22 protein-coding genes are annotated in these 20,213 nt (G+C 52.1%); 14 read left to right on the top strand and 8 right to left on the bottom strand.

Annotation, left to right across the window (positions count from 1 at the left end):
- Positions 1 to 31: 31 nt before the first annotated feature.
- From JSN25_RS01870 to yqhD, 3 genes are all read right to left on the bottom strand, one after another.
- Complete coding sequence (locus JSN25_RS01870; RefSeq protein WP_038633882.1) at positions 32 to 1,486, bottom strand: DASS family sodium-coupled anion symporter; 1,455 nt, start codon at positions 1,484 to 1,486, stop codon at positions 32 to 34.
- 188 nt (positions 1,487 to 1,674) lie between these two features.
- Positions 1,675 to 2,502 carry a 2,5-didehydrogluconate reductase DkgA gene (gene dkgA / locus JSN25_RS01865; protein ID WP_160955879.1) on the bottom strand — a complete coding sequence of 276 codons (828 nt, stop codon included), beginning with the start codon at positions 2,500 to 2,502 and terminating at the stop codon, positions 1,675 to 1,677.
- Between the two features lie 103 nt (positions 2,503 to 2,605).
- Complete coding sequence (gene yqhD, locus JSN25_RS01860) at positions 2,606 to 3,769, bottom strand: alcohol dehydrogenase (RefSeq protein WP_038633876.1); 1,164 nt, start codon at positions 3,767 to 3,769, stop codon at positions 2,606 to 2,608.
- A gap of 193 nt (positions 3,770 to 3,962) precedes the next feature.
- Here yqhD and JSN25_RS01855 point away from each other — a divergent pair, with 193 nt between their 5' ends.
- Positions 3,963 to 4,862: an AraC family transcriptional regulator gene (locus tag JSN25_RS01855; protein WP_199979405.1), complete on the top strand. Its 900-nt coding sequence runs from the start codon at positions 3,963 to 3,965 to the stop codon at positions 4,860 to 4,862.
- 90 nt (positions 4,863 to 4,952) lie between these two features.
- On the opposite strand, the gene yghB is transcribed toward JSN25_RS01855, so the two are convergent.
- Positions 4,953 to 5,612, bottom strand: coding sequence for a DedA family general envelope maintenance protein YghB (gene yghB, locus JSN25_RS01850; RefSeq protein WP_085048733.1), 660 nt, complete (start codon positions 5,610 to 5,612; stop codon positions 4,953 to 4,955).
- A gap of 131 nt (positions 5,613 to 5,743) precedes the next feature.
- Positions 5,744 to 6,931, bottom strand: a complete 1,188-nt coding sequence (gene metC / locus JSN25_RS01845) for a cystathionine beta-lyase (RefSeq protein ID WP_038633870.1) — start codon at positions 6,929 to 6,931, stop codon at positions 5,744 to 5,746.
- Positions 6,932 to 7,181: 250 nt separating this feature from the next.
- On the opposite strand from metC, the gene exbB reads away from it, so the two are divergent.
- Both exbB and exbD read left to right on the top strand, forming a co-directional pair.
- Entirely contained in the window at positions 7,182 to 7,916 is a 735-nt protein-coding gene (gene exbB / locus JSN25_RS01840; protein ID WP_061382446.1) for a tol-pal system-associated acyl-CoA thioesterase, read from the top strand.
- Positions 7,917 to 7,922: 6 nt separating this feature from the next.
- Positions 7,923 to 8,348 carry a TonB system transport protein ExbD gene (gene exbD / locus JSN25_RS01835; RefSeq protein ID WP_038633864.1) on the top strand — a complete coding sequence of 142 codons (426 nt, stop codon included), beginning with the start codon at positions 7,923 to 7,925 and terminating at the stop codon, positions 8,346 to 8,348.
- A gap of 70 nt (positions 8,349 to 8,418) precedes the next feature.
- On the opposite strand, the gene JSN25_RS01830 is transcribed toward exbD, so the two are convergent.
- Together JSN25_RS01830 and JSN25_RS01825 are read right to left on the bottom strand one after the other, a co-directional pair.
- Positions 8,419 to 8,826, bottom strand: a complete 408-nt coding sequence (locus JSN25_RS01830; RefSeq protein WP_038633861.1) for a hypothetical protein — start codon at positions 8,824 to 8,826, stop codon at positions 8,419 to 8,421.
- A 1-nt stretch (position 8,827) separates the two neighbouring features.
- The gene (locus JSN25_RS01825) at positions 8,828 to 9,232 is read right to left on the bottom strand and encodes a hypothetical protein (RefSeq protein ID WP_038633858.1); all 405 of its coding nucleotides are present in this window, start codon (positions 9,230 to 9,232) and stop codon (positions 8,828 to 8,830) included.
- A 104-nt stretch (positions 9,233 to 9,336) separates the two neighbouring features.
- Between JSN25_RS01825 and JSN25_RS01820 the strand changes: the two genes are divergently transcribed.
- Positions 9,337 to 9,840, top strand: coding sequence for an ESA_00282 family adhesion-associated protein (locus JSN25_RS01820; protein WP_038633854.1), 504 nt, complete (start codon positions 9,337 to 9,339; stop codon positions 9,838 to 9,840).
- A 64-nt stretch (positions 9,841 to 9,904) separates the two neighbouring features.
- Here JSN25_RS01820 and JSN25_RS01815 read toward each other — a convergent pair whose 3' ends face one another.
- The gene (locus tag JSN25_RS01815) at positions 9,905 to 10,945 is read right to left on the bottom strand and encodes an aldo/keto reductase (protein WP_042310975.1); all 1,041 of its coding nucleotides are present in this window, start codon (positions 10,943 to 10,945) and stop codon (positions 9,905 to 9,907) included.
- A 482-nt stretch (positions 10,946 to 11,427) separates the two neighbouring features.
- Here JSN25_RS01815 and JSN25_RS01810 point away from each other — a divergent pair, with 482 nt between their 5' ends.
- The 10 genes from JSN25_RS01810 (at position 11,428) to hybG (ending at position 20,195) form a co-directional block, all read left to right on the top strand.
- On the top strand, positions 11,428 to 13,068 hold the full coding sequence (locus JSN25_RS01810) for a methyl-accepting chemotaxis protein (protein ID WP_137350685.1): 1,641 nt from the start codon (positions 11,428 to 11,430) through the stop codon (positions 13,066 to 13,068).
- 85 nt (positions 13,069 to 13,153) lie between these two features.
- Positions 13,154 to 13,441: a DUF2623 family protein gene (locus tag JSN25_RS01805; protein ID WP_038633845.1), complete on the top strand. Its 288-nt coding sequence runs from the start codon at positions 13,154 to 13,156 to the stop codon at positions 13,439 to 13,441.
- A 190-nt stretch (positions 13,442 to 13,631) separates the two neighbouring features.
- Positions 13,632 to 14,750, top strand: a complete 1,119-nt coding sequence (hybO, locus tag JSN25_RS01800; protein ID WP_003024486.1) for a hydrogenase 2 small subunit — start codon at positions 13,632 to 13,634, stop codon at positions 14,748 to 14,750.
- A gap of 2 nt (positions 14,751 to 14,752) precedes the next feature.
- The gene (gene hybA / locus JSN25_RS01795) at positions 14,753 to 15,739 is read left to right on the top strand and encodes a hydrogenase 2 operon protein HybA (RefSeq protein ID WP_003828357.1); all 987 of its coding nucleotides are present in this window, start codon (positions 14,753 to 14,755) and stop codon (positions 15,737 to 15,739) included.
- The gene (gene hybB / locus JSN25_RS01790) at positions 15,729 to 16,907 is read left to right on the top strand and encodes a Ni/Fe-hydrogenase cytochrome b subunit (protein ID WP_038633842.1); all 1,179 of its coding nucleotides are present in this window, start codon (positions 15,729 to 15,731) and stop codon (positions 16,905 to 16,907) included. Before hybA ends, hybB begins: the two co-directional genes overlap by 11 nt.
- Complete coding sequence (gene hybC, locus JSN25_RS01785; protein WP_038633838.1) at positions 16,904 to 18,607, top strand: hydrogenase 2 large subunit; 1,704 nt, start codon at positions 16,904 to 16,906, stop codon at positions 18,605 to 18,607. Before hybB ends, hybC begins: the two co-directional genes overlap by 4 nt.
- Positions 18,607 to 19,101: a HyaD/HybD family hydrogenase maturation endopeptidase gene (locus JSN25_RS01780; protein WP_032944999.1), complete on the top strand. Its 495-nt coding sequence runs from the start codon at positions 18,607 to 18,609 to the stop codon at positions 19,099 to 19,101. The genes hybC and JSN25_RS01780 overlap by 1 nt, the downstream gene beginning before the upstream one ends.
- Positions 19,094 to 19,582, top strand: a complete 489-nt coding sequence (hybE, locus tag JSN25_RS01775; RefSeq protein WP_038633834.1) for a hydrogenase-2 assembly chaperone — start codon at positions 19,094 to 19,096, stop codon at positions 19,580 to 19,582. The genes JSN25_RS01780 and hybE overlap by 8 nt, the downstream gene beginning before the upstream one ends.
- The gene (gene hypA, locus JSN25_RS01770) at positions 19,575 to 19,916 is read left to right on the top strand and encodes a hydrogenase maturation nickel metallochaperone HypA (RefSeq protein WP_003828349.1); all 342 of its coding nucleotides are present in this window, start codon (positions 19,575 to 19,577) and stop codon (positions 19,914 to 19,916) included. Before hybE ends, hypA begins: the two co-directional genes overlap by 8 nt.
- Positions 19,917 to 19,946: 30 nt before the next feature.
- Positions 19,947 to 20,195, top strand: a complete 249-nt coding sequence (gene hybG, locus JSN25_RS01765) for a hydrogenase maturation factor HybG (protein ID WP_003024459.1) — start codon at positions 19,947 to 19,949, stop codon at positions 20,193 to 20,195.
- Positions 20,196 to 20,213: the final 18 nt, after the last annotated feature.

The following is a 20,213-nucleotide window of genomic DNA, read 5'->3' as shown; positions in this document are numbered from 1 at the left end:
CAGGTAAGGTATTCCTCAGAACGCAGTCAGTTTAGTACAGACCCAACACCTTCCACCACATCAGACCCACGGTAATAAAGACCGCCTGGTTAAACAGGCTGATGATAAATCCTGTGCGCCACCAGACGCCCGTTGGAACGTACCCTGCGCCAAACAGAATTGGACCGCGAGCATGAGTGTACTGGGTGAGCGAGCAGTACAAACTGCTGGTGAAGGCCAGCATTAGCGCCGTGGGGGCCGCGGGAATATTCAGATGCAGCCCGACGCCGAGGAAAACGGCATACAGCGCGGCAATCTGCGCATTTCCGCTGGCAAAAAAGTAGTGGGTATAGAAATAGGCGGCGTTCAGCAGTAGCAGGACGATCACCCAACTGGTCCCGTGCATAGTACTGCTCAGGCTATCGCCAATCAGATTGCCAAACCAGGTGGTGAAGCCCAGTTTTTTCAACTGATTCGCCATCATCAGTAGCGCGGCAAACCAAATCAGCGTATCCCATGCCCCTTTCTCACTTTTGACGTCCTCCCAGCTCAGTACGCCGCTCAGCAATAAAATCGACAGCCCTACAAACGAGGCGGTGGTGGCGTCAACGCCCAGCGTATCGCCAAAAATCCACAGCACCAGCAGTACGCCGACGGTTGCCAGCATCAGCCATTCACCGCGTGACATGCGGCCCATTTCCGCCAGCTCTTTGCGCGCCAGGTTAGGGGCATCCGGCGTGTGTTTGATTTCCGGGCGCACCAGCCAGTAGACCAGTAGCGGAACGAGCAGCAAAGAGACCAGACAAGGTAGCAGCGCCGCCATAAACCAGCCGCCCCAGGTCAGCGTAACCCCGGCGTTGGCCGCCAGTTTTACTGCCAGCAGGTTGCCGGTATAGCCGGTCATAAACAGTGCTGCCGTCACGTCGTTGACGTTGCCAATACAGGTGATAAGAAAGGTGCCGATTTTACTGCGGGACTCATCTTCCGGGTTCGAATGGAAACTACGCGCCAGAGAGTCGGCAATCGGATAGATGACGCCGCCGCAGCGCGCCGTATTACTCGGCATAGCGGGAGAGAGGATCAGATCGGCAAAAGCCAGACCGTAGGCGAGTCCCAGCGTGCGCTTGCCGAGCAGGCGGATCATCTGCAATGCAATGCGTCGTCCGAGGCCGGTTTTGATAAACCCACGGGCAATCATAAAGGCCACGACGATAAGCCAGATAAGTGAGCTGTTCAGTTCGCTGAGTGCTGTGGTGATGGCGCCGCTGGCGGTTTTATCCCCGGCAGCATAGGCGAGTGCGAACACCGTAATACCAATAATGCCGACCGCGCCGATGGGTAAGACTTTCGCCACAATAGAGGCGATGGTGGCAACGAAGATAATTGCCGAATGCCAGGCTGGCGCACTTAACCCAGTGGGGGGAGTAAGCTGCCAGAGACCGGCAGAAATGAGTACTATAAGAATTAATGGGAGCCATTTGACGCCATTACTTTTTTTATCAGCCACGATTACGCACCTATAGGTGTGGTAAATACATTCATTAGATGAATATATTTATTGAATAATTAACAGGTTATGTTGCGTAATGCTGCTCCAGCGACTGCAAGAAATACATCAATATATGTATGTTAATTGTTTCCTGATATTTCATTGCCAGCAAGGCCCGACGGGAGTGTCGGGCCGGAGAGAAGAGATTAACCGCCGAACTGGTCCGGGTCTGGTCCCAGCCGTCTGCCCTGATCGAGTTTCGCGATTTCGCCTAATTCTTCTTTATCCAGGCGGAAGTCCCAGACGTTAAAGTTTTCAGCGATACGGGCAGGCGTCACCGATTTCGGAATAACCACCAGACCGTTATCCAGATGCCAGCGGATGACAATCTGCGCTGGTGATTTACCATATTTCTCTGCGAGGTTACGGATGATCTTTTGGTCGAAGACGTCTTTCCCGCCCTGCGCCAATGGACTCCAGGATTCGGTCTGGATCTTATGCGTGGCGTTCCAGGCATGAAGCTGGCGCTGCTGCATAAGTGGGTGCAGTTCTATCTGGTTGATCACGGGATGAACGCCAGTTTCATCGATCAGGCGCTGGAGATGATTGATCTGAAAGTTGCACACGCCGATGCTCTTAATCAGCCCTTCTTTTTGCAGATCGATCATGTTTTCCCACGCTTCAACGTAGTGATCGATCGCCGGAACAGGCCAGTGCATCAGGTAAAGATCGAGGTAATCGAGCTGGAGTTTCTCCATGCTTTCGAGTAAGGCTTCCCGGGCGCGTTTCTGATCATCATTCCACAGCTTGGTGGTGATGAATAACTCTTCCCGCGGCACGCCGGCATTACGTATCGCTTTGCCGACACCTTCTTCGTTTTTGTATGCGGCGGCGGTATCAATCGAACGATAACCCACTTCCAGTGCTTTATGGATAGCGGTAATGACTTCTTCGTTGCTTGCCTTCCAGACCCCCAGGCCCAGTTGCGGCATGACGTTACCATCCTGTAGCTTGATAATGGTTGGACCGGTCATAATTCCCCCCTGGATTACAGTCACCGGAGCAAGCTCCGGTGAGTTAGGTGTGACTTAAGTCTGGTATAAATACCCAAAAACGAAAGGCGGAGGTTAAAAAACCTTAGCGGGCAGCTTCGTAAATCCGACGGCTGACGTCGAGCGTAATGTCCTGATGTTCACCCAGTTTCGTACCGCCGTGCGCTTGCAGTTTTTCCAGCAGCGCCGGGATGGAGCTACCGTCCAGACCGTAGTCAGACAAGCGTGTTGGTACGCCCATTTGTTCGAAGAAAGCACGGGTAGCGGCAATGGCGGCATCGATACGCTGGTCTTCGGAACCTTCGGTGATATTCCAGATACGTTCTGCGTATTGCAGCAGTTTGGCACGCTTGGTATCGCGTTTTTCATTCCACAGCGCAGGCAGAACGATGGCCAGCGTTTGCGCATGATCCAGACCATGCATCGCGGTCAGTTCGTGGCCCAGCATATGGGTTGCCCAGTCCTGTGGTACGCCTGCGCCAATCAGGCCGTTCAGCGCCTGGGTTGCCGCCCACATCACGTTCGCACGCACGTTGTAGTTTTCCGGCTCCTGCAAGGCTTTCGGCCCTTCTTCGATCAGCGTAAGCAGAATGCCTTCGGCAAAGCGATCCTGAATTTTCCCGTCGACCGGATAAGTTACATACTGCTCAACGGTATGCACGAAGGCATCTACAACGCCGTTCGCAACCTGACGTGGCGGCAGGGTATAGGTGTAAACCGGATCCAGAACGGCAAATACCGGTTGTACAAACGGGGTCATAAAGGCCAGTTTGTCGCCGGTGGTTTTCCGCGAGATGACCGCGCCGGAGTTAGATTCAGAACCGGTGGCGGGCAGGGTTAATACGGAGCCCATCGGGATGGCGCTTTTTACGTCGTTGCCGTGAGTTTCCAGAATACGCCATGGGTCGATGCCGTCAGCGTACTGTGCCGCTGCCGCGATGAATTTGGTGCCGTCCAGTACCGAACCGCCGCCCACTGCCAGCAGGAACGTTACTTTTTCATCACGCACGAGCTTTACCGCATTCATTAGCGTTTCATAAGACGGGTTTGGCTCAATACCGCCAAACTCCAGCACGTCCAGGCCTTTCAGTGCATCCTGAACCTGTGCCAGGACACCGGTTTTTTTCACACTGCCGCCGCCGTAGGTAATCAGTACGCGGGCATCCTGAGGGATTTGGTCGCGCAGCTCTGCAATAGCGCCTTTACCGAACAGAATTCGGGTTGGGGTATGGAGATTAAAATTGTTCATTGCTCGTTCCCTTGTGTGGGTAAAAAAGAGGGCAGGAGAGTGTCTGCCGGATGATGAACATTGTGGTCGCCAGCCGCGCTGCTCTCAATGCTCATTTCTGCCGATGTCTTGCCCATTTCTACAGATTACTGGAGAAAACGGATAAATCTGCGCATTATGTCAGGGTCGCAAACCGATGATGAAATGGTGCTTTATGAACCGTGAAGAGATCTGCCTTCTGCTGACAGATAAAATTAAGCAGCTGAAAAATAATGAAAATAAACTCAGTGCATTGCTGCCAGATGTCCGCCTGCTGCACGGAACGGAGCCAGCGGCGCGCACACCGGTCATGTATCAGCCAGGCATCATATTTCTCTTCTCTGGACATAAAATTGGTTATATCAATGAACGTGTATTTCGTTATGACGCCAATGAATACTTGCTGCTAACCGTACCTTTACCCTTTGAATGTGAAACGTATGCGACACCGGAGGTTCCGTTGGCCGGAATTTATCTGAATGTCGATATCCTGCAATTGCAGGAGCTGTTGATGGACATTGGAGAAGATGAGCTGTTTCAGCCTGCCATGGCGGCCAGTGGAATTAACTCCGCGACGCTTTCAGACGAAATTCTCTGCGCCGCTGAGCGCCTGTTGGATGTGATGGAGCGCCCGTTGGATGCGCGTATTCTCGGCAAACAGATCATTCGCGAGATCCTCTACCATGTGCTGACCGGACCGCGCGGCGGCGCGTTACTTGCGCTGGTCAGTCGTCAGACGCATTTCAGCTTGATAAGCCGGGTGCTGAAGCGGATTGAAACCAAATACACCGAAAATCTCAATGTAGAACAGCTGGCGGCAGAGGCGAACATGAGCGTGTCGGCGTTTCATCATAATTTTAAAGCGGTGACCAGCACGTCGCCGCTGCAATATCTTAAAAGCTATCGTCTGCATAAAGCGCGGATGCTGATGATTCATGACGGGATGAAGGCCAGTGCGGCAGCCATGCGCGTCGGCTATGAGAGCGCATCGCAGTTTAGTCGGGAGTTCAAACGTTTCTTTGGCGTGACGCCGGGGGAAGATGCGGCCAGAATTCGGATGATGCAGGGGAGTTGATTTCTTGTCCGTCTGAAAGGTACACCGTAGGCCTTAAAGCTGCGCGCCATAAGGCAAAATGCCGGAGATTATCCGGCCTACGGATGCGACTCAGGCGTTACAGTATTTTTTTTTAATCACCACGAACAGGGTTCCCAACAGACCTGCGGTTAACAGGGCAATCGGTAGGATCATTAAAAAGGTCATCACCTGATCTTCATGGCGTTTAACGAACGGGATCATGCTCAGCGCGTAGCCAAAGCTGGTGACGACGGTGACCCACAGCAGGCCGCTCAGCCAGTTAAAAAACTGGAATCGACGGTTGGGCAACCCTGAAATTCCCGCCATGGTCGGCAGCAAGGTGCGTACGAACGCCAGGAAGCGCCCGGCCAGCAGCGCCATCAGACCGTGTTGGTCAAACATGCAGGTGGCGCGCTGATGATATTTTTCAGGTAATTGCGCCAGCCAGCCTTTTACCGTTCGTGTGTTGCCCAGCCAGCGTCCCTGAATGTAACTGAGCCAGCAGCCCAGGCTGGCGGCGGCGGTCAGAATAGCTATGGTAGGTAAAAAACTCATCACGTCCTGGGCGATCAGCGCCCCAGCCAGTAATAACAGGCTGTCTCCGGGTAAAAAGGAGGCGGGCAGCAGGCCATTTTCTAAAAACAGTGTGGCGAACATGACGAAGTACACCACGCTCACAACGTGTGGATCCGCCAGCGCGGCAAAGTCGTGTTGCCAGAGCGCGGAGACAATATCTTGAATAACTACCATGGACTTTCCTGTGGAACAGCGTTTATGTGTGGATTGTACTCCTGAATTGTCCGGGATGCCTTGATCCCGGACGCAACAATTGCAGACTTTTCCACCAGAAGTGTCTGCATATATGTCCATCTATGGCAATGTTACTCGATTCGGGCAAATCCTGCGGCTAAATCGGCAATCAGATCGTCAACATTCTCTAAACCGATATGCAAACGGATAAGCGTTCCGCTGAAGTCCACCTCGCCTTGCGGACGGATTGCCGCAATGTGCTCCGGCTGGTTGGCGAGAATCAGCGACTCAAAACCGCCCCAGGAGTAGGCCATGCTGAACAGGCTGAAGTGATCCAGATACGCGGCTAACTCTTCATTATTTAGCTTCTTATTCAATACAAAGGAGAATAGCCCGCTGCTGCCGGTAAAATCACGTTTCCAGAATTCATGGCCTTTACTGCCGGGCAGCGCCGGGTGATTAACGCGGGCGACCTGTGGGTGGTTGGACAGCCACTCGGCGACCTTTAAGCTGCTTTCATGATGCTGACGTAAGCGTACGCTCAGCGTGCGTAATCCACGGCTGGTCATATAGGCGGTATCGGCGTCGAGCATTTGTCCCATCAGATAGGCATTTTCGCGCAGTTGATCCCAGCAACGGGCATTGGATACCGCTGTGCCGACCATGCCGTCGGAATGACCAATCAGGTATTTCGTACCCGCCTGAATCGAGATATCGATACCGAAATCCAGCGCCTTGAACAGCACGCCGGCAGCCCAGGTGTTATCAATTATGATGACTGCATCAGGCGCAACGCTTCTGACGGCGGCTACAATTGCCGGCACATCATGTACCTCCATGGTGACGGAGCCGGGTGATTCCAGAAAGACAACTTTGGTGTTCGGCTGAATGTGCTTCACAATATCGGCACCCACCAGCGGATCAAACCAGCCCGTTGAGACGCCTAGTTTGCCGAGAATTTTGGTGCAGAAGTCCTGGCTGGGTTCATAGGCGGTATTGGTCATCAACACATGATCGCCTTGTTCAACAAAGGCAAGGATGGTGTTGGCAACGGCTGCCGCGCCGCAAGGGAACAACGCGCAGCCCGCGCCGCCTTCCAGTTCGCACATGGCTTCCTGCAGCGAAAAATGCGTCAGGGTTCCACGACGTCCGTAGAAAAGCGCACCGTTAGCACGGTTGCGCGTGGCCTGCTTTTTTGCCTCAACGCTGTCAAACACCAGCGAAGAAGCGCGCTGGATCACGCTATTTACCGAGCCCAGCGTGTACTTTTTACTCCGTCCTGCGTGCACGAGTTTGGTTTCAAGTTGTTTATCTGCCATGGTGTATTACCTGTTTTTATACGTCTGGATGTCTAAACTACCATGAATCAAAGATGACGCATCCTGCAGAAAGGTCATACAGTAGAAAATAATCTCAAAATGCTTCTGGTGACTTTTTTACTGCGTAAGCGCAAGGAAAAGAAACCAAAGGTGCGGCAATATGTAAATAGTAATGAGAACGACTATCAATTCGACGTTGTTTTGATATGATTACGCTTAGATTTTGTGATTTGCGTCCTGGAGATACAGAGTGGGTAATAATTTGATGCAGACGGACCTTTCCGTCTGGGGTATGTATCAGCACGCCGATATCGTGGTTAAGTGCGTGATGATTGGGCTGATTTTAGCGTCAGTGGTCACCTGGGCTATCTTCTTTAGTAAGAGCCTTGAGTTCTTTACTCAGAAACGCCGTCTTAAGCGTGAACAGCAACTGCTGGCGGATGCCCGCTCTTTAGACCAGGCAAACGAGATTGCCGCAGGATTCGATGCTAAAAGCCTTGGCGCACAGTTGATTTATGAAGCGCAGAACGAGCTGGAACTGTCGGAAGGCAGTGACGACAACGAAGGTATTAAAGAGCGCACCGGTTTCCGTCTGGAGCGTCGTGTGGCGGCAGTAGGTCGTCATATGGGACGCGGTAACGGATACCTGGCCACCATCGGGGCAATCTCGCCATTCGTGGGTTTATTCGGTACGGTATGGGGCATCATGAACAGCTTCATCGGGATCGCACAAACCCAAACCACCAACCTGGCCGTTGTTGCGCCGGGTATTGCAGAAGCGCTGTTAGCGACCGCGATTGGTCTGGTTGCGGCGATTCCTGCGGTCGTCATCTACAATATTTTCGCACGTCAGATTGGCAGCTATAAAGCGATGCTGGGCGATGTCGCGGCGCAGGTGCTGTTGCTGCAAAGCCGCGATCTGGACCTGAACGCCAGCGCCTCCGCGCATCCGGTACGTGCTGCGCAGAAATTACGTGTAGGGTAATGTTCCATGGCAATGAGCTTTAATGAAAACCTGGACGATAACGGTGAAATGCATGAAATCAACGTGACGCCGTTTATCGACGTTATGTTGGTTTTATTGATCATCTTTATGGTGGCCGCGCCGTTGGCAACAGTGGATGTGAAGGTGAATCTCCCTGCCTCCACCAGTACGCCGCAGCCGCGTCCCGAAAAACCGGTTTATCTGTCAGTCAAAGCCGATAAGAGTATGTTTATCGGCAACAATCAGGTGACGGATGAAACCATGATTAGCGAGCTCAATACGCTGACAGAAGGGAAGAAAGACACCACAATTTTCTTCCGCGCGGATAAGACCGTCGATTATGAAACCATGATGAAGGTAATGGACTCGCTGCATCAGGCGGGTTTCCTGAAGATTGGTCTGGTCGGTGAAGAGACCGTGAAAGCGAAGTAACTTTCTCGCCGGGTAGTGGTTTCACCTACCCGGCCTGCTTATCCTGATTCCACGCCCCACAAACCCGTTCTTATCTGTTTTCATCTAACGCGACCGTGGTTATCCTGGTCGGTTCGTAGCTGCCTTCGGACAGCTTGCGCGTCAGGCGTAAGGTGGCCGTTTCTCGCGCGAGTATATGCTGGTAGGTGCTCTCCAGCCGGGCCATGATTTTATCCCGCAGTTCGGGTTGTTGGGCTATGATGGCCTCAATCGCGGCGCCATAGATCTCTTCTTTCGCCTGTAGCGCATAAATTTCACGGCGATTTTGCCATTTCATCCGCACCAGCGCGGCGGGTATAGAAACCATTTCCTGGGCAACGCTTTCCAGTGTTGCGTTTTTATTGGCAATCAGGATGGCTAAATTCTGCTTTAAGACAAACTCATCACTTTTATGGTCATCTAAAGCCAAATAAACATTATTATCCTCAACATCTTTCATTTTATTTCTCTTCCAGAGAATAAAAAATAGGATCGCTGGATTCGCGGGTAATTAAATTAAGCCAAATTTTATTGCCTTGCTCATTAATGATGGCTGTTTTTTCGGTCAAAATTTTACTTAATTCTTGTGCATTAATGTCGCCTTCTGCTTGCAATGAATTGAGCAAGCGCGTGAATGACTCAATCTTTGCCGCGCAAAACAAACGCTCTTTTAAATGACGGTCGCACTCTTCAAACAACATATTGCGCGCCTGGCCGGTCGCTGTAGCGCTGATCAAAATATCTGCTTCATAATCGCTTAATGTTCTCTTTCCCTGAGTCAAATTTTCACTGTTTTCTGTGGGGAAGGTATTAGTCGATGTTTGAGATAAATGATAATGCGCGGGAACAAGATGCTCGGGAAGCATGTTGAAATATCCTTTGATGCCAATACTGTATTGTTTTTAATATGTCAGGCTGCGTTGACAATAGCATGGCGTAATTTTAAAATCAAAAAAAATGGAGCCAGTATATGAACAGTATATTTTATTCTGTTATTACCCTGCTATTGCTTACCTGCGGGGTGCTTTTGTTGATGCGCAGCGCAAATAAAAACCGCTATGCAGAAAATGGTAACGCTGGACACCAGCCGGAAATCTTGAGTAAAGAAGAGGGTGAAGATCATTTTTCTGTATTGATGAATTCGATTACCCCGGTATGGTATTGGCGGGTTAATCACGAATATATCGATTTTATCCACTCGACGATCAAACGGATGACGATGGCGGAGCTGAATGAGACGCCTGGCTTATTTGATGCGCAGCGGCGCTGTAGCGACCTTAACTCTGCGGTGTATAAATATTACGACAATATAAAAAAACGTTGTCTCAGCGGGGAGAAGGTCCCGCATGCCGATCTGGATGTGCTCAACTTACGTCAGTGCTTCAGGGAGTTCAGCCTGGAGGCTTACCCTGCGCTCGTCGCGCTGGTGTGGCCGGAATACCAGCGTCCACAGCTCAAAGCAGAAGAAGTATAAGGTCATGGCGCGTTACCATGGCCGGGTAGATCTACATGGCTACCCGGCACGGAGTGACGAACGGCTATTTGTCAGATGAGGCTTGCCACAGGTTCAGCTCGCCATCAGCGACGTGTTTATCGATCTGCGCCAGTTCTTCGGCGCTGAACGTCAGATTAGCCAATGCCTGAACGTTTTCTTCCAGTTGCTCCGGTCGGCTGGCGCCAATTAATACCGAAGTGACCCGGTTGTCTTTTAGCAGCCAGCTTAAAGCCATTTGCGCCATCGACTGTCCGCGCTGCTGCGCCATCTCATTGAGCAAACGCAGGCTGCTAAGGTTTTCTTCCGTCAGCATATTTTCTGTTAGCCCACGGACTTTTTTCCCTTCACGCTGCATACGTGAACCTTCCGGGATGCCGTTGAGGTATTTCCCTGTCAGCAGTCCCTGGGCCAGCGGCGTAAAGGCAATGCAGCCCATGCCGTTAGCTTCCAGCGTATCCAGCAAGCCACTGCTGTCTACCCAGCGATTAAGCAGGTTGTAAGAGGGTTGGTGGATAAGAAGTGGAATTTTCCATTCCCGCAGCAGTTCGGCCATCTTTTGCGTTCGTTCCGGGGAATAGGATGAGATGCCGACATACAGCGCTTTACCGCTTTGCACCGCATGGGCCAGCGCTGAGGCGGTCTCTTCCATTGGCGTATTTTCGTCCACACGGTGCGAGTAGAAGATATCGACATAGTCGAGACCCATGCGTTGCAGGCTCTGGTCGAGGCTGGCAAGCAGGTATTTACGCGAACCGCCAGAACCGTACGGCCCTGGCCACATGTCGTAGCCTGCCTTGGTGGAGATGATCAACTCATCTCGGTATTGTGCAAAATCCTCGCGCAGTAAACGGCCAAAATTCTCTTCTGCGCTGCCTGGAGGCGGCCCATAGTTATTGGCCAAATCAAAATGGGTGATGCCTAAATCAAAGGCTTTACGCAGCAGGGCGCGCTGTGACTCCAGCGCCTGAACGTGCCCAAAACTATGCCACAAACCCAGCGACAGCGCGGGTAAGCGTAAACCGCTGCGTCCACAGTAGCGATAGAGCATCTGCTCGTAACGTTCAGGATTGGCAAACCAGGCCATGAGATCTCCTTAGTGCAGGTGAATTTCGAAACAGCGTTTCTATTCTAGCGGGTTCTCGGTGAATATTCTGTTCACAGGTCACACTGGGATGAAAAACTGGGCAGAATTCGTTACGCGAGTTATTGAAGGAGACCCGCGTGTGAAGGCTATATATCTCCCTGCGTTAATCACGGCTTTCATAATGATCCGACCTCTCATTATGATAATACTGACTCTGATTTCTCTTGGGAGCGCACTCTTGCAGGGTTTAATAAATATTTACGATAAAAAACAAAGCATTATTAAATAATTTAGGTGAGTTATCTGAATAATAATGCTAGCTAATTTCATTAGCATTCATGTTGATATCATCTGGAGAGATATGGCCTGGACTTAAGAAAGTAAAAAAATAAAGAACGCATTATATCTTCTCTACCGCCTGCCGATAACAAGGATAAGTATCGCCTGATGGCGAATTCCTCATCAACGGCAAGGAAATTATTATGGGTTTGCTGAAAAACTTCACTATTCGTATTGTCATGTTGGCAATACTGGGACTTTTTTGCCTGCTGTGGTCGGGCGTGGGTTTATTCAGTCTTCATTCTTTATCAAAAATATCAGAAGGGAATGATATTGACCGTCATCTCGTCCATCAGATGACTGTTCTCAGCCAGGGTAACGATCAGTATTTTCGTTTTGTGACGCGGTTAAGTCGCGCAATGGATGTCAAAATGAGCGGCGGAACGCCGGATTTTGCGCCAGCGCAACAGTCACTGGACAATATGAGTAAAAAACTCCAGGAGATGAAAACATTGTCTCCCGGCCCCATGGATCCTGAAGTCGCCGCGGCGGTGCTGACCAAGTGGCAGGCGCTGCTGGATAACGGCGTTATCCCACAAATGCAACTGGCTCAGCAGGGCACGCTCACGGCCTTTGCGGAGCATGCCAGCACCGTTACGCCAGCCTTGAGCCGTGAATTTGGCGCCAGTGCTGAGCGTTTTAACACCACTGCGGGTGAAAGGCTCGATACCACCCGCGTTATGGTCGATGGCAAAACGTCTATCATCCGGACGCTAATTATCACCGCCGTAATCCTCGGTATTGCGCTCCTGTTCTTTACCGACCGCTACCTCGTCGCCATGATGGTGAAACCTCTGGGACGTATTCGCCAACAATTTCAACAAATTGCGCAGGGCGATCTCAGCCATTCTATTGAAGATTTTGGTCGTAACTGCGTGGGCCAACTGGTGCCGTTACTGTGCGCGATGCAGGACAGCCTGCGCGAAGCCGTGAGTACCATTCGTTCTGGTAGTGACAATATCTGGCGAGGAGCGACGGAAATTTCCACCGGTAATAACGACCTCTCCTCACGTACTGAAGAGCAGGCTGCGGCGCTGGAAGAGACCGCAGCCAGCATGGAGCAGTTGACCGCAACGGTAAAACTGAACGCCGAAAATGCGCGTGAGGCCAGCCAACTGGCTGATACGGCGACAGAAACGGCAGGTAAAGGCAGCTCGTTGGTTTCAGAAGTGGTTGAGACCATGGACGGCATTGCCGCCAGTTCTAAACAGATCGCGGAAATTACCTCTGTGATTAACAGCATTGCTTTCCAGACCAATATTCTGGCGCTTAACGCGGCGGTTGAAGCGGCCAGAGCGGGCGAGCAGGGGCGCGGTTTTGCCGTGGTTGCCGGTGAGGTGCGTAATCTTGCCAGCCGTAGCGCCGGAGCGGCCAAAGAGATTGAGACGCTGATCGGCGAATCGTCGCGTCGTGTCGATCAGGGTGCTCGTCTGGTTAAAGAGACTGGATTAACGATGGAGGCGATTCTGCGCGGCGCGACAGAAGTCACCACCATCATGAAACAAATCGCCTCTGCTTCGGAAGAACAGAACAAAGGCATCTCACAGGTAAGCGTGGCGATCACGCAGATGGACAGCGTTACGCAACAGAACGCCGCGCTGGTCGAACAGGTTTCCGCCGCGGCAGTCGCGCTGGAACGGCAAACGGAAGATCTGCAACGTTCGGTGCAACAGTTCCGTCTATCAGCTAACGATGTGCAATACGCTGCCACTTCTACCGCTTCCCCTTCAGCAGAACGTAAAACCTCTGCAACAGCTAAAACGGATGACTGGGTGTCGTTTTAAGCTGGCACAAAAAAGTCCCTGATACCTCTGGTCTTTGCTTAAAAAATCGCTATATAATTTATTATATAGCGATTGGGGGTTATGCATGGACAACCATTTTGGTAAAGGCCTGATGGCCGGATTAAACGCGGAAAATGCGGATAGCGCACGCTCGGTGGCGCATTTTTGCGCGGATTATAAACGCGGTTTTGTACTGGGGTTTTCACATCGAATGTTTGAAAAAACAGGCGATCGACAGCTCAGCGCGTGGGAAGCGGGCATCCTGACGCGTCGCTATGGACTGGATAAGGAGATGGTGATGGATTTCTTTAAAGAGAACCAGTCCAGTACAACAATTCGCTTTTTCATGGCCGGCTATCGGCTCGAAGCTTGATCCGAAAGGGGTATTATCTTGCTTTAATTAATTACACTATTGACCTACGCCTTCGTTTTGTTGCTCCGTCGAAGTATTATATCGCACATAACCATATAAAAAGTGTGGTAAATGGCGCGCCGATCGCAATATGCAACATGCGAATGGTGCAAAATAAAAAGCCAGGTCTTCGCAACGGAATAACTATAAAATGACTGGAGATAACTCTCTCATCAATTCGAGCGGCATCAATCGCCGCGATTTCATGAAGCTTTGTGCAGCACTGGCCGCCACCATGGGGCTCAGTAGCAAAGCCGCCGCAGAAATGGCCGAATCAGTTTCCCGCCCTCAGCGCCCACCGGTTATCTGGATTGGTGCTCAGGAGTGTACGGGTTGTACTGAATCGCTGCTTCGCGCGACACACCCTACAGTGGAAAACCTCGTCCTGGAGACAATCTCTCTGGAATACCATGAGGTACTCTCTGCCGCCTTCGGCCATCAGGTTGAAGAGAATAAACATAACGCTCTGGAGAAGTACAAAGGGCAATATGTTTTGGTTGTAGATGGTTCTATCCCACTGAAAGATAATGGTATTTACTGCATGGTTGCCGGTGAGCCGATCGTGGATCATATCCGCCGGGCCGCTGAAGGCGCAGCCGCTATCATTGCCATTGGCTCTTGCGCCGCGTGGGGTGGTGTTGCTGCCGCTGGCGTTAACCCAACGGGTGCAGTCGGCTTGCAGGAAGTTCTGCCAGGCAAAACCATCATCAACATTCCCGGCTGTCCGCCGAACCCGCATAACTTCCTGGCAACGGTCGCACATATCATCACTTACGGTAAGCCGCCGAAGCTGGATACCAAAAACCGTCCAACATTCGCCTATGGCCGTTTGATTCACGAACATTGCGAGCGTCGCCCGCACTTCGATGCTGGCCGCTTTGCGAAAGAGTTTGGCGATGAAGGCCACCGTGAAGGCTGGTGTCTCTACCATCTGGGTTGTAAAGGACCCGAAACCTACGGCAACTGCTCAACGCTGCAATTCTGCGATGTTGGCGGCGTGTGGCCGGTGGCTATCGGCCACCCTTGCTACGGCTGTAACGAAGAAGGCGTTGGTTTCCATAAAGGTATTCACCAGCTTGCTCATGTGGAAAACCAAACCCCGCGCTCCGAGAAACCTGACGTCAACATGAAAGAAGGTGGCAATGTCTCTGCCGGCGCGATTGGGCTGCTTGGTGGCGTGGTAGGGCTGGTCGCCGGCGTCAGCGTGATGGCGGTTCGTGAACTGGGTCGTCAGCAGAAGAAAGATAACGCTGACTCACGGGGAGAATAACCGTGAACAGACGTAACTTTATTAAAGCAGCCTCCAGCGGGGCATTGCTGTTGGGCGCTGCGCCGTCCATCAGCCATGCGGCTGCAGAAAACCGTCCGCCGATCCCGGGTTCTCTTGGGATGCTCTATGACTCGACGCTATGCGTGGGCTGCCAGGCCTGTGTCACCAAGTGTCAGGACATCAACTTTCCGGCGCGTAACCCGGAAGGCGAGCAGACCTGGTCAAACAACGACAAGCTGTCGCCGTATACCAATAACATCATCCAGGTGTGGCGTAGCGGAACAGGCGTTAACAAAGACCAGGAAGAAAATGGCTACGCATACATTAAGAAACAGTGCATGCACTGTGTCGATCCGAACTGCGTCTCCGTTTGCCCGGTCTCCGCACTGAAGAAAGATCCGAAAACCGGCATCGTCCACTATGACAAAGATGTCTGCACAGGTTGCCGCTATTGCATGGTCGCCTGTCCGTACAACGTGCCTAAGTACGACTACAACAACCCGTTTGGCGCGCTTCACAAATGTGAACTGTGTAACCAGAAAGGTGTTGAGCGTCTGGATAAAGGCGGTTTACCGGGTTGTGTTGAAGTGTGTCCTGCCGGGGCGGTGATTTTTGGTACGCGTGAAGAGCTGATGGCTGAGGCGAAAAAACGTCTCGCGCTGAAGCCAGGCAGCGAATACCACTATCCGCGTCAGACGGTGAAAGCGGGCGATACCTATCTGCATACGGTACCGAAGTATTACCCACACCTGTACGGTGAGAAGGAAGGTGGTGGTACGCAGGTGATGGTGCTGACGGGTGTTCCTTACGAGGATTTGGATCTGCCAAAACTGGATGATCTTTCAACCGGTGCGCGTTCTGAACATGTTCAACATTCCCTGTATAAGGGCATGATATTACCCCTGGCTGCGCTGGCGGGCTTAACCGTGCTGGTTCGTCGTAACACGAAAAACGACCATCACGACGGAGGAGACGATCATGAGTCATGATCCTAAACCGCTGGGCGGAAAAATAATCAGCAAACCGGTCATTATTTTTGGGCCGTTAATCGTCCTGTGTATGCTCCTGATCGTGAAACGTCTGGTCTTCGGATTGGGTTCAGTCTCCGATCTGAACGGCGGTTTCCCATGGGGTGTATGGATCGCGTTTGACCTGTTGATTGGTACTGGCTTCGCGTGTGGCGGTTGGGCGCTGGCGTGGGCGGTGTATGTTTTCAACAGAGGGCAATACCATCCGTTGGTGCGTCCGGCGCTGCTGGCAAGCCTGTTTGGCTACTCGCTGGGTGGTCTGTCGATCACCATTGACGTCGGTCGTTACTGGAACTTGCCGTATTTCTACATTCCAGGTCACTTCAACGTGAACTCGGTATTGTTCGAAACGGCGGTCTGTATGACCATCTATATCGGCGTCATGGCGCTGGAATTTGCTCCGGCTCTGTTTGAACGTTTGGGGTGGAAAGTCTCTCTCAAGCGTTTGAATAAAGTGATGTTCTTTATTATCGCTCTCGGCGCGCTGCTGCCAACCATGCACCAGTCTTCAATGGGTTCATTGATGATTTCTGCGGGTTATAAGGTGCATCCGCTATGGCAAGCTTATGAAATGTTGCCGCTTTTCTCCGTATTAACCGCCTTTATTATGGGTTTCTCGATCGTCATCTTTGAAGGTTCACTGGTACAAGCCGGTCTGAAAGGTAACGGTCCGGACGAGAAAAGCTTGTTCATCAAGCTGACGAATACCATCAGCATATTGCTGGCGATTTTCGTGGTTCTGCGCTTTGGCGAGTTGATCTATCGCGACAAACTGTCCTATGCGTTTGCAGGCGATCTTTACTCCGTAATGTTCTGGATTGAAGTCGTACTGATGGTCTTCCCGCTGGTGGTGCTGCGCGTCACTAAGCTGCGTAATGACTCACGCATGCTGTATCTGTCCGCGCTGAGCGCATTGCTGGGTTGTGCAACATGGCGTCTGTCCTATTCGCTGGTGGCGTTCAATCCTGGTGGTGGCTACCACTACTTCCCAACCTGGGAAGAACTGTTGATTTCTATTGGTTTTGTGGCTATTGAGATTTGTGCATACATCGTACTCATTCGTCTACTGCCGATACTTCCTCCTTTAAAACAAAACGATCAAAATCGTCATGAGGCGAGCAAAGCATGAGCCAGAGAATTACTATTGATCCGGTAACCCGTATTGAGGGTCATTTACGCATCGACTGCGAAATTGAAAATGGCGTGGTATCTAAAGCATGGGCTTCCGGTACCATGTGGCGCGGCATGGAAGAGATCGTGAAAAACCGCGATCCGCGCGATGCCTGGATGATTGTTCAGCGTATCTGTGGCGTTTGTACTACCACTCACGCTATCTCTTCCGTTCGTGCAGCAGAAAGCGCGCTGAATATTGATGTTCCGGTGAACGCACAGTACATCCGTAACATCATTCTCGCCGCGCACACCACGCATGACCACATTGTTCACTTCTATCAGCTCTCGGCGCTGGACTGGGTGGATATCACCTCGGCGCTGAAAGCCGATCCAGCGAAAGCGTCCGCGATGCTGAACGGTGTGTCCTCCTGGCACCTGAACAGCACGGAAGAGTTCACCAAGGTTCAGAATAAGATCAAAGATCTTGTCGCCAGCGGTCAGTTAGGCATTTTTGCCAACGGTTGCTGGGGTCATCCGGCAATGCAGTTGCCGCCGGAAGTGAACCTGATTGCGGTTGCACACTACCTGCAGGCGCTGGAATGCCAGCGTGATGCCAACCGCGTTGTCGCGCTGTTGGGCGGTAAAACGCCGCATATCCAGAACCTGGCGGTAGGTGGGGTTGCTAACCCAATTAACCTCGACGGCCTCGGCGTGCTGAACCTTGAGCGCCTGATGTACATCAAGTCCTTCATCGATAAGCTGAGCGACTTCGTTGAGCAGGTTTACAAAGTTGATACCGCGGTTATCGCTGCGTTCTACCCTGAGTGGCTGGAACGCGGTCAGGGTGCGGTTAACTACCTGAGCGCGCCGGAATTCCCGACTGACGGTAAAAACGGCAGCTTCCTGTTCCCGGGTGGTTACATCACCAATGAAGATCTGTCGACCTATCGTCCGATCACTTCTCACTCCGATGAATACCTGATCAAAGGGATTCAGGAGAGTGCGAAACACGCGTGGTACAAAGACGAAGCGCCGCAGGCTCCGTGGGAAGGTACAACGGTTCCGGATTACACCGGCTGGTCTGATGACGGCAAATACTCCTGGGTTAAAGCGCCGACCTTCTACGGTAAAACGGTTGAAGTGGGTCCGCTGGCCAACATGCTGTGTAAACTGGCGGCCAAACGCGAGTCTACCCATGCCAAGCTGAATGAAATCATCGCGATTTACACCAAGCTGACCGGCAAAACCATCGAAGTGTCGCAACTGCACTCAACGCTGGGCCGTATCATTGGCCGTACCGTTCACTGCTGTGAACTGCAGAACGTTCTGCAGGATCAGTACAACGCGCTGATTGTGAACATTGGTAAAGGCGACCACACCACCTTCGTGAAACCGGATATTCCGGCAACGGGCGAATTTAAAGGCGTTGGTTTCCTCGAAGCGCCGCGCGGTATGCTGTCTCACTGGATGGTGATTAAAGACGGTATTATCAGCAACTACCAGGCGGTTGTTCCGTCAACCTGGAACTCAGGCCCACGTAACTTCAACGATGAAGTAGGACCGTATGAGCGCTCGCTGGTAGGCACGCCAATCGCCGATCCAAACAAACCGCTGGAAGTGGTTCGTACCATTCACTCCTTCGACCCTTGTATGTCATGTGCGGTGCATGTGGTGGACGTTGACGGGAACGAAGTGGTCTCAGTTAAGGTTCTGTAATGCGGATATTAGTCTTAGGGGTCGGCAATATTTTGCTGACCGACGAAGCCATCGGGGTGCGTATCGTTGAGGCGTTAGAGCAACGGTACATCCTGCCAGACTTTGTTGATGTTCTGGACGGTGGTACGGCTGGGATGGAGCTTCTCGGCGATATGGCGAACAGGGATCATCTGATCATTGCTGACGCCATAGTGTCGAAGAAAAACACGCCGGGAACGATGATGGTCCTGCGGGATGAAGAGATTCCGGCGCTGTTTACGAACAAAATCTCACCGCACCAGCTTGGCCTGGCCGACGTATTGTCGGCCCTGCGTTTCACCGGCGAGTTTCCGAAAAAGCTGACGTTAGTCGGTGTTATTCCGGAATCGCTGGAACCGCATATTGGGCTAACGCCGACGGTTGAAGCCATGATTGAACCTGCGCTTGAGCAGGTTCTTGCCGCGCTTCGCGAATCAGGCGTTGAAGCGATCCCTCGGGAGGCGGCTCATGTCTGAGGAGTTTGTCGGTTTTCAGACGGCCCCGAAGACGCAAATTCAGGCGGCGTTTGAAGAGATTGCCCGGCGTTCAATGCACGATCTTTCCTTCCTGCATCCGAATATGCCGGTGTATGTCTCTGATTTTACGCTGTTTGAAGGTCAGTGGACGGGGTGTGTTATCACACCCTGGATGCTCAGCGCACTGATTTTCCCCGGACCGGACCAGATCTGGCCGGTGCGTAAAGTCAGCGAAAAAATCGGGTTGCGTCTGCCGTATGGCGAAATGACCTTTACCGTGGGTGAACTGGAGGGCGTATCGCAATACCTCTCTTGTTCGCTGATGTCGCCGCTTTCGCACAGCATGTCGGCACAAGAAGGTGTCCGTCTGGCTGATGATTGCGCGCGCATGCTGTTATCGCTGCCGGTGAGCGATCCAAATGCGCCGCAGCTAAATCGCCGCGCGCTGCTGCTGGGTCGTCGGAACTGCGAAAATGCATGAGCTGTCCCTTTGTCAGAGCGCGGTTGAGATTGTTCAACAGCAGGCAGAGCAGCACGGTGTCAAACGCGTAACCGGCGTTTGGCTGGAAATTGGCGCACTCTCCTGCGTTGAGGAGAGTGCCGTCCGTTTCAGTTTCGACATCGTCTGTCAGGGTACGCTGGCGCAGGGTTGTGAGCTGCATATTGATTACAAACCAGCCCAGGCGTGGTGCTGGGATTGCAGTCAGGTTGTGGAAATCACCCAGCATGATGCGCAGTGTCCACTATGTCAGGGCGATCGTCTGCGGGTTGATGCTGGCGATTCACTGAAAGTGAAAAGTATTGAAGTCGAATAACCCATAGGTTGCTATGGGGCGGAGTCAGATATGTGTATTGGAGTCCCTGGTCAGGTTCTGGCCGTTGGTGAAGATATTCACCAGCTTGCGCAGGTTGAAGTGTGCGGCATCAAACGTGATGTCAATATTGCCCTGATTTGTGAAGGTGATACAGCTGAGCTGGTCGGGCAATGGGTGCTGGTGCACGTAGGGTTCGCCATGAGCATCATTGATGAAGATGAAGCTAAAGCCACGTTAGACGCACTTCGCCGTATGGAGTACGACGTCACCAGCGCGTGATTTTATGCCGGATGGCGC

The organism is Citrobacter cronae, from assembly GCF_016893685.1.
Lineage (GTDB): Bacteria > Pseudomonadota > Gammaproteobacteria > Enterobacterales > Enterobacteriaceae > Citrobacter > Citrobacter werkmanii.
This window is presented reverse-complemented; position numbering and strand designations above follow the sequence as displayed.

Excerpts from the sequence above, each read along its gene's own strand:
- dkgA (WP_160955879.1), bottom strand. The coding sequence starts at position 2,502 with ATGACCGGTCCAACCATTATCAAGCTACAGGATGGTAACGTCATGCCG.
- yqhD (WP_038633876.1), bottom strand. The coding sequence starts at position 3,769 with ATGAACAATTTTAATCTCCATACCCCAACCCGAATTCTGTTCGGTAAA.
- JSN25_RS01855 (WP_199979405.1), top strand. The coding sequence starts at position 3,963 with ATGAACCGTGAAGAGATCTGCCTTCTGCTGACAGATAAAATTAAGCAG.
- yghB (WP_085048733.1), bottom strand. The coding sequence starts at position 5,612 with ATGGTAGTTATTCAAGATATTGTCTCCGCGCTCTGGCAACACGACTTT.
- metC (WP_038633870.1), bottom strand. The coding sequence starts at position 6,931 with ATGGCAGATAAACAACTTGAAACCAAACTCGTGCACGCAGGACGGAGT.
- exbD (WP_038633864.1), top strand. The coding sequence starts at position 7,923 with ATGGCAATGAGCTTTAATGAAAACCTGGACGATAACGGTGAAATGCAT.
- JSN25_RS01830 (WP_038633861.1), bottom strand. The coding sequence starts at position 8,826 with ATGAAAGATGTTGAGGATAATAATGTTTATTTGGCTTTAGATGACCAT.
- JSN25_RS01825 (WP_038633858.1), bottom strand. The coding sequence starts at position 9,232 with ATGCTTCCCGAGCATCTTGTTCCCGCGCATTATCATTTATCTCAAACA.
- JSN25_RS01820 (WP_038633854.1), top strand. The coding sequence starts at position 9,337 with ATGAACAGTATATTTTATTCTGTTATTACCCTGCTATTGCTTACCTGC.
- JSN25_RS01815 (WP_042310975.1), bottom strand. The coding sequence starts at position 10,945 with ATGGCCTGGTTTGCCAATCCTGAACGTTACGAGCAGATGCTCTATCGC.
- JSN25_RS01810 (WP_137350685.1), top strand. The coding sequence starts at position 11,428 with ATGGGTTTGCTGAAAAACTTCACTATTCGTATTGTCATGTTGGCAATA.
- JSN25_RS01805 (WP_038633845.1), top strand. The coding sequence starts at position 13,154 with ATGGACAACCATTTTGGTAAAGGCCTGATGGCCGGATTAAACGCGGAA.
- hybO (WP_003024486.1), top strand. The coding sequence starts at position 13,632 with ATGACTGGAGATAACTCTCTCATCAATTCGAGCGGCATCAATCGCCGC.
- hybB (WP_038633842.1), top strand. The coding sequence starts at position 15,729 with ATGAGTCATGATCCTAAACCGCTGGGCGGAAAAATAATCAGCAAACCG.
- hybC (WP_038633838.1), top strand. The coding sequence starts at position 16,904 with ATGAGCCAGAGAATTACTATTGATCCGGTAACCCGTATTGAGGGTCAT.
- JSN25_RS01780 (WP_032944999.1), top strand. The coding sequence starts at position 18,607 with ATGCGGATATTAGTCTTAGGGGTCGGCAATATTTTGCTGACCGACGAA.
- hybE (WP_038633834.1), top strand. The coding sequence starts at position 19,094 with ATGTCTGAGGAGTTTGTCGGTTTTCAGACGGCCCCGAAGACGCAAATT.
- hypA (WP_003828349.1), top strand. The coding sequence starts at position 19,575 with ATGCATGAGCTGTCCCTTTGTCAGAGCGCGGTTGAGATTGTTCAACAG.
- hybG (WP_003024459.1), top strand. The coding sequence starts at position 19,947 with ATGTGTATTGGAGTCCCTGGTCAGGTTCTGGCCGTTGGTGAAGATATT.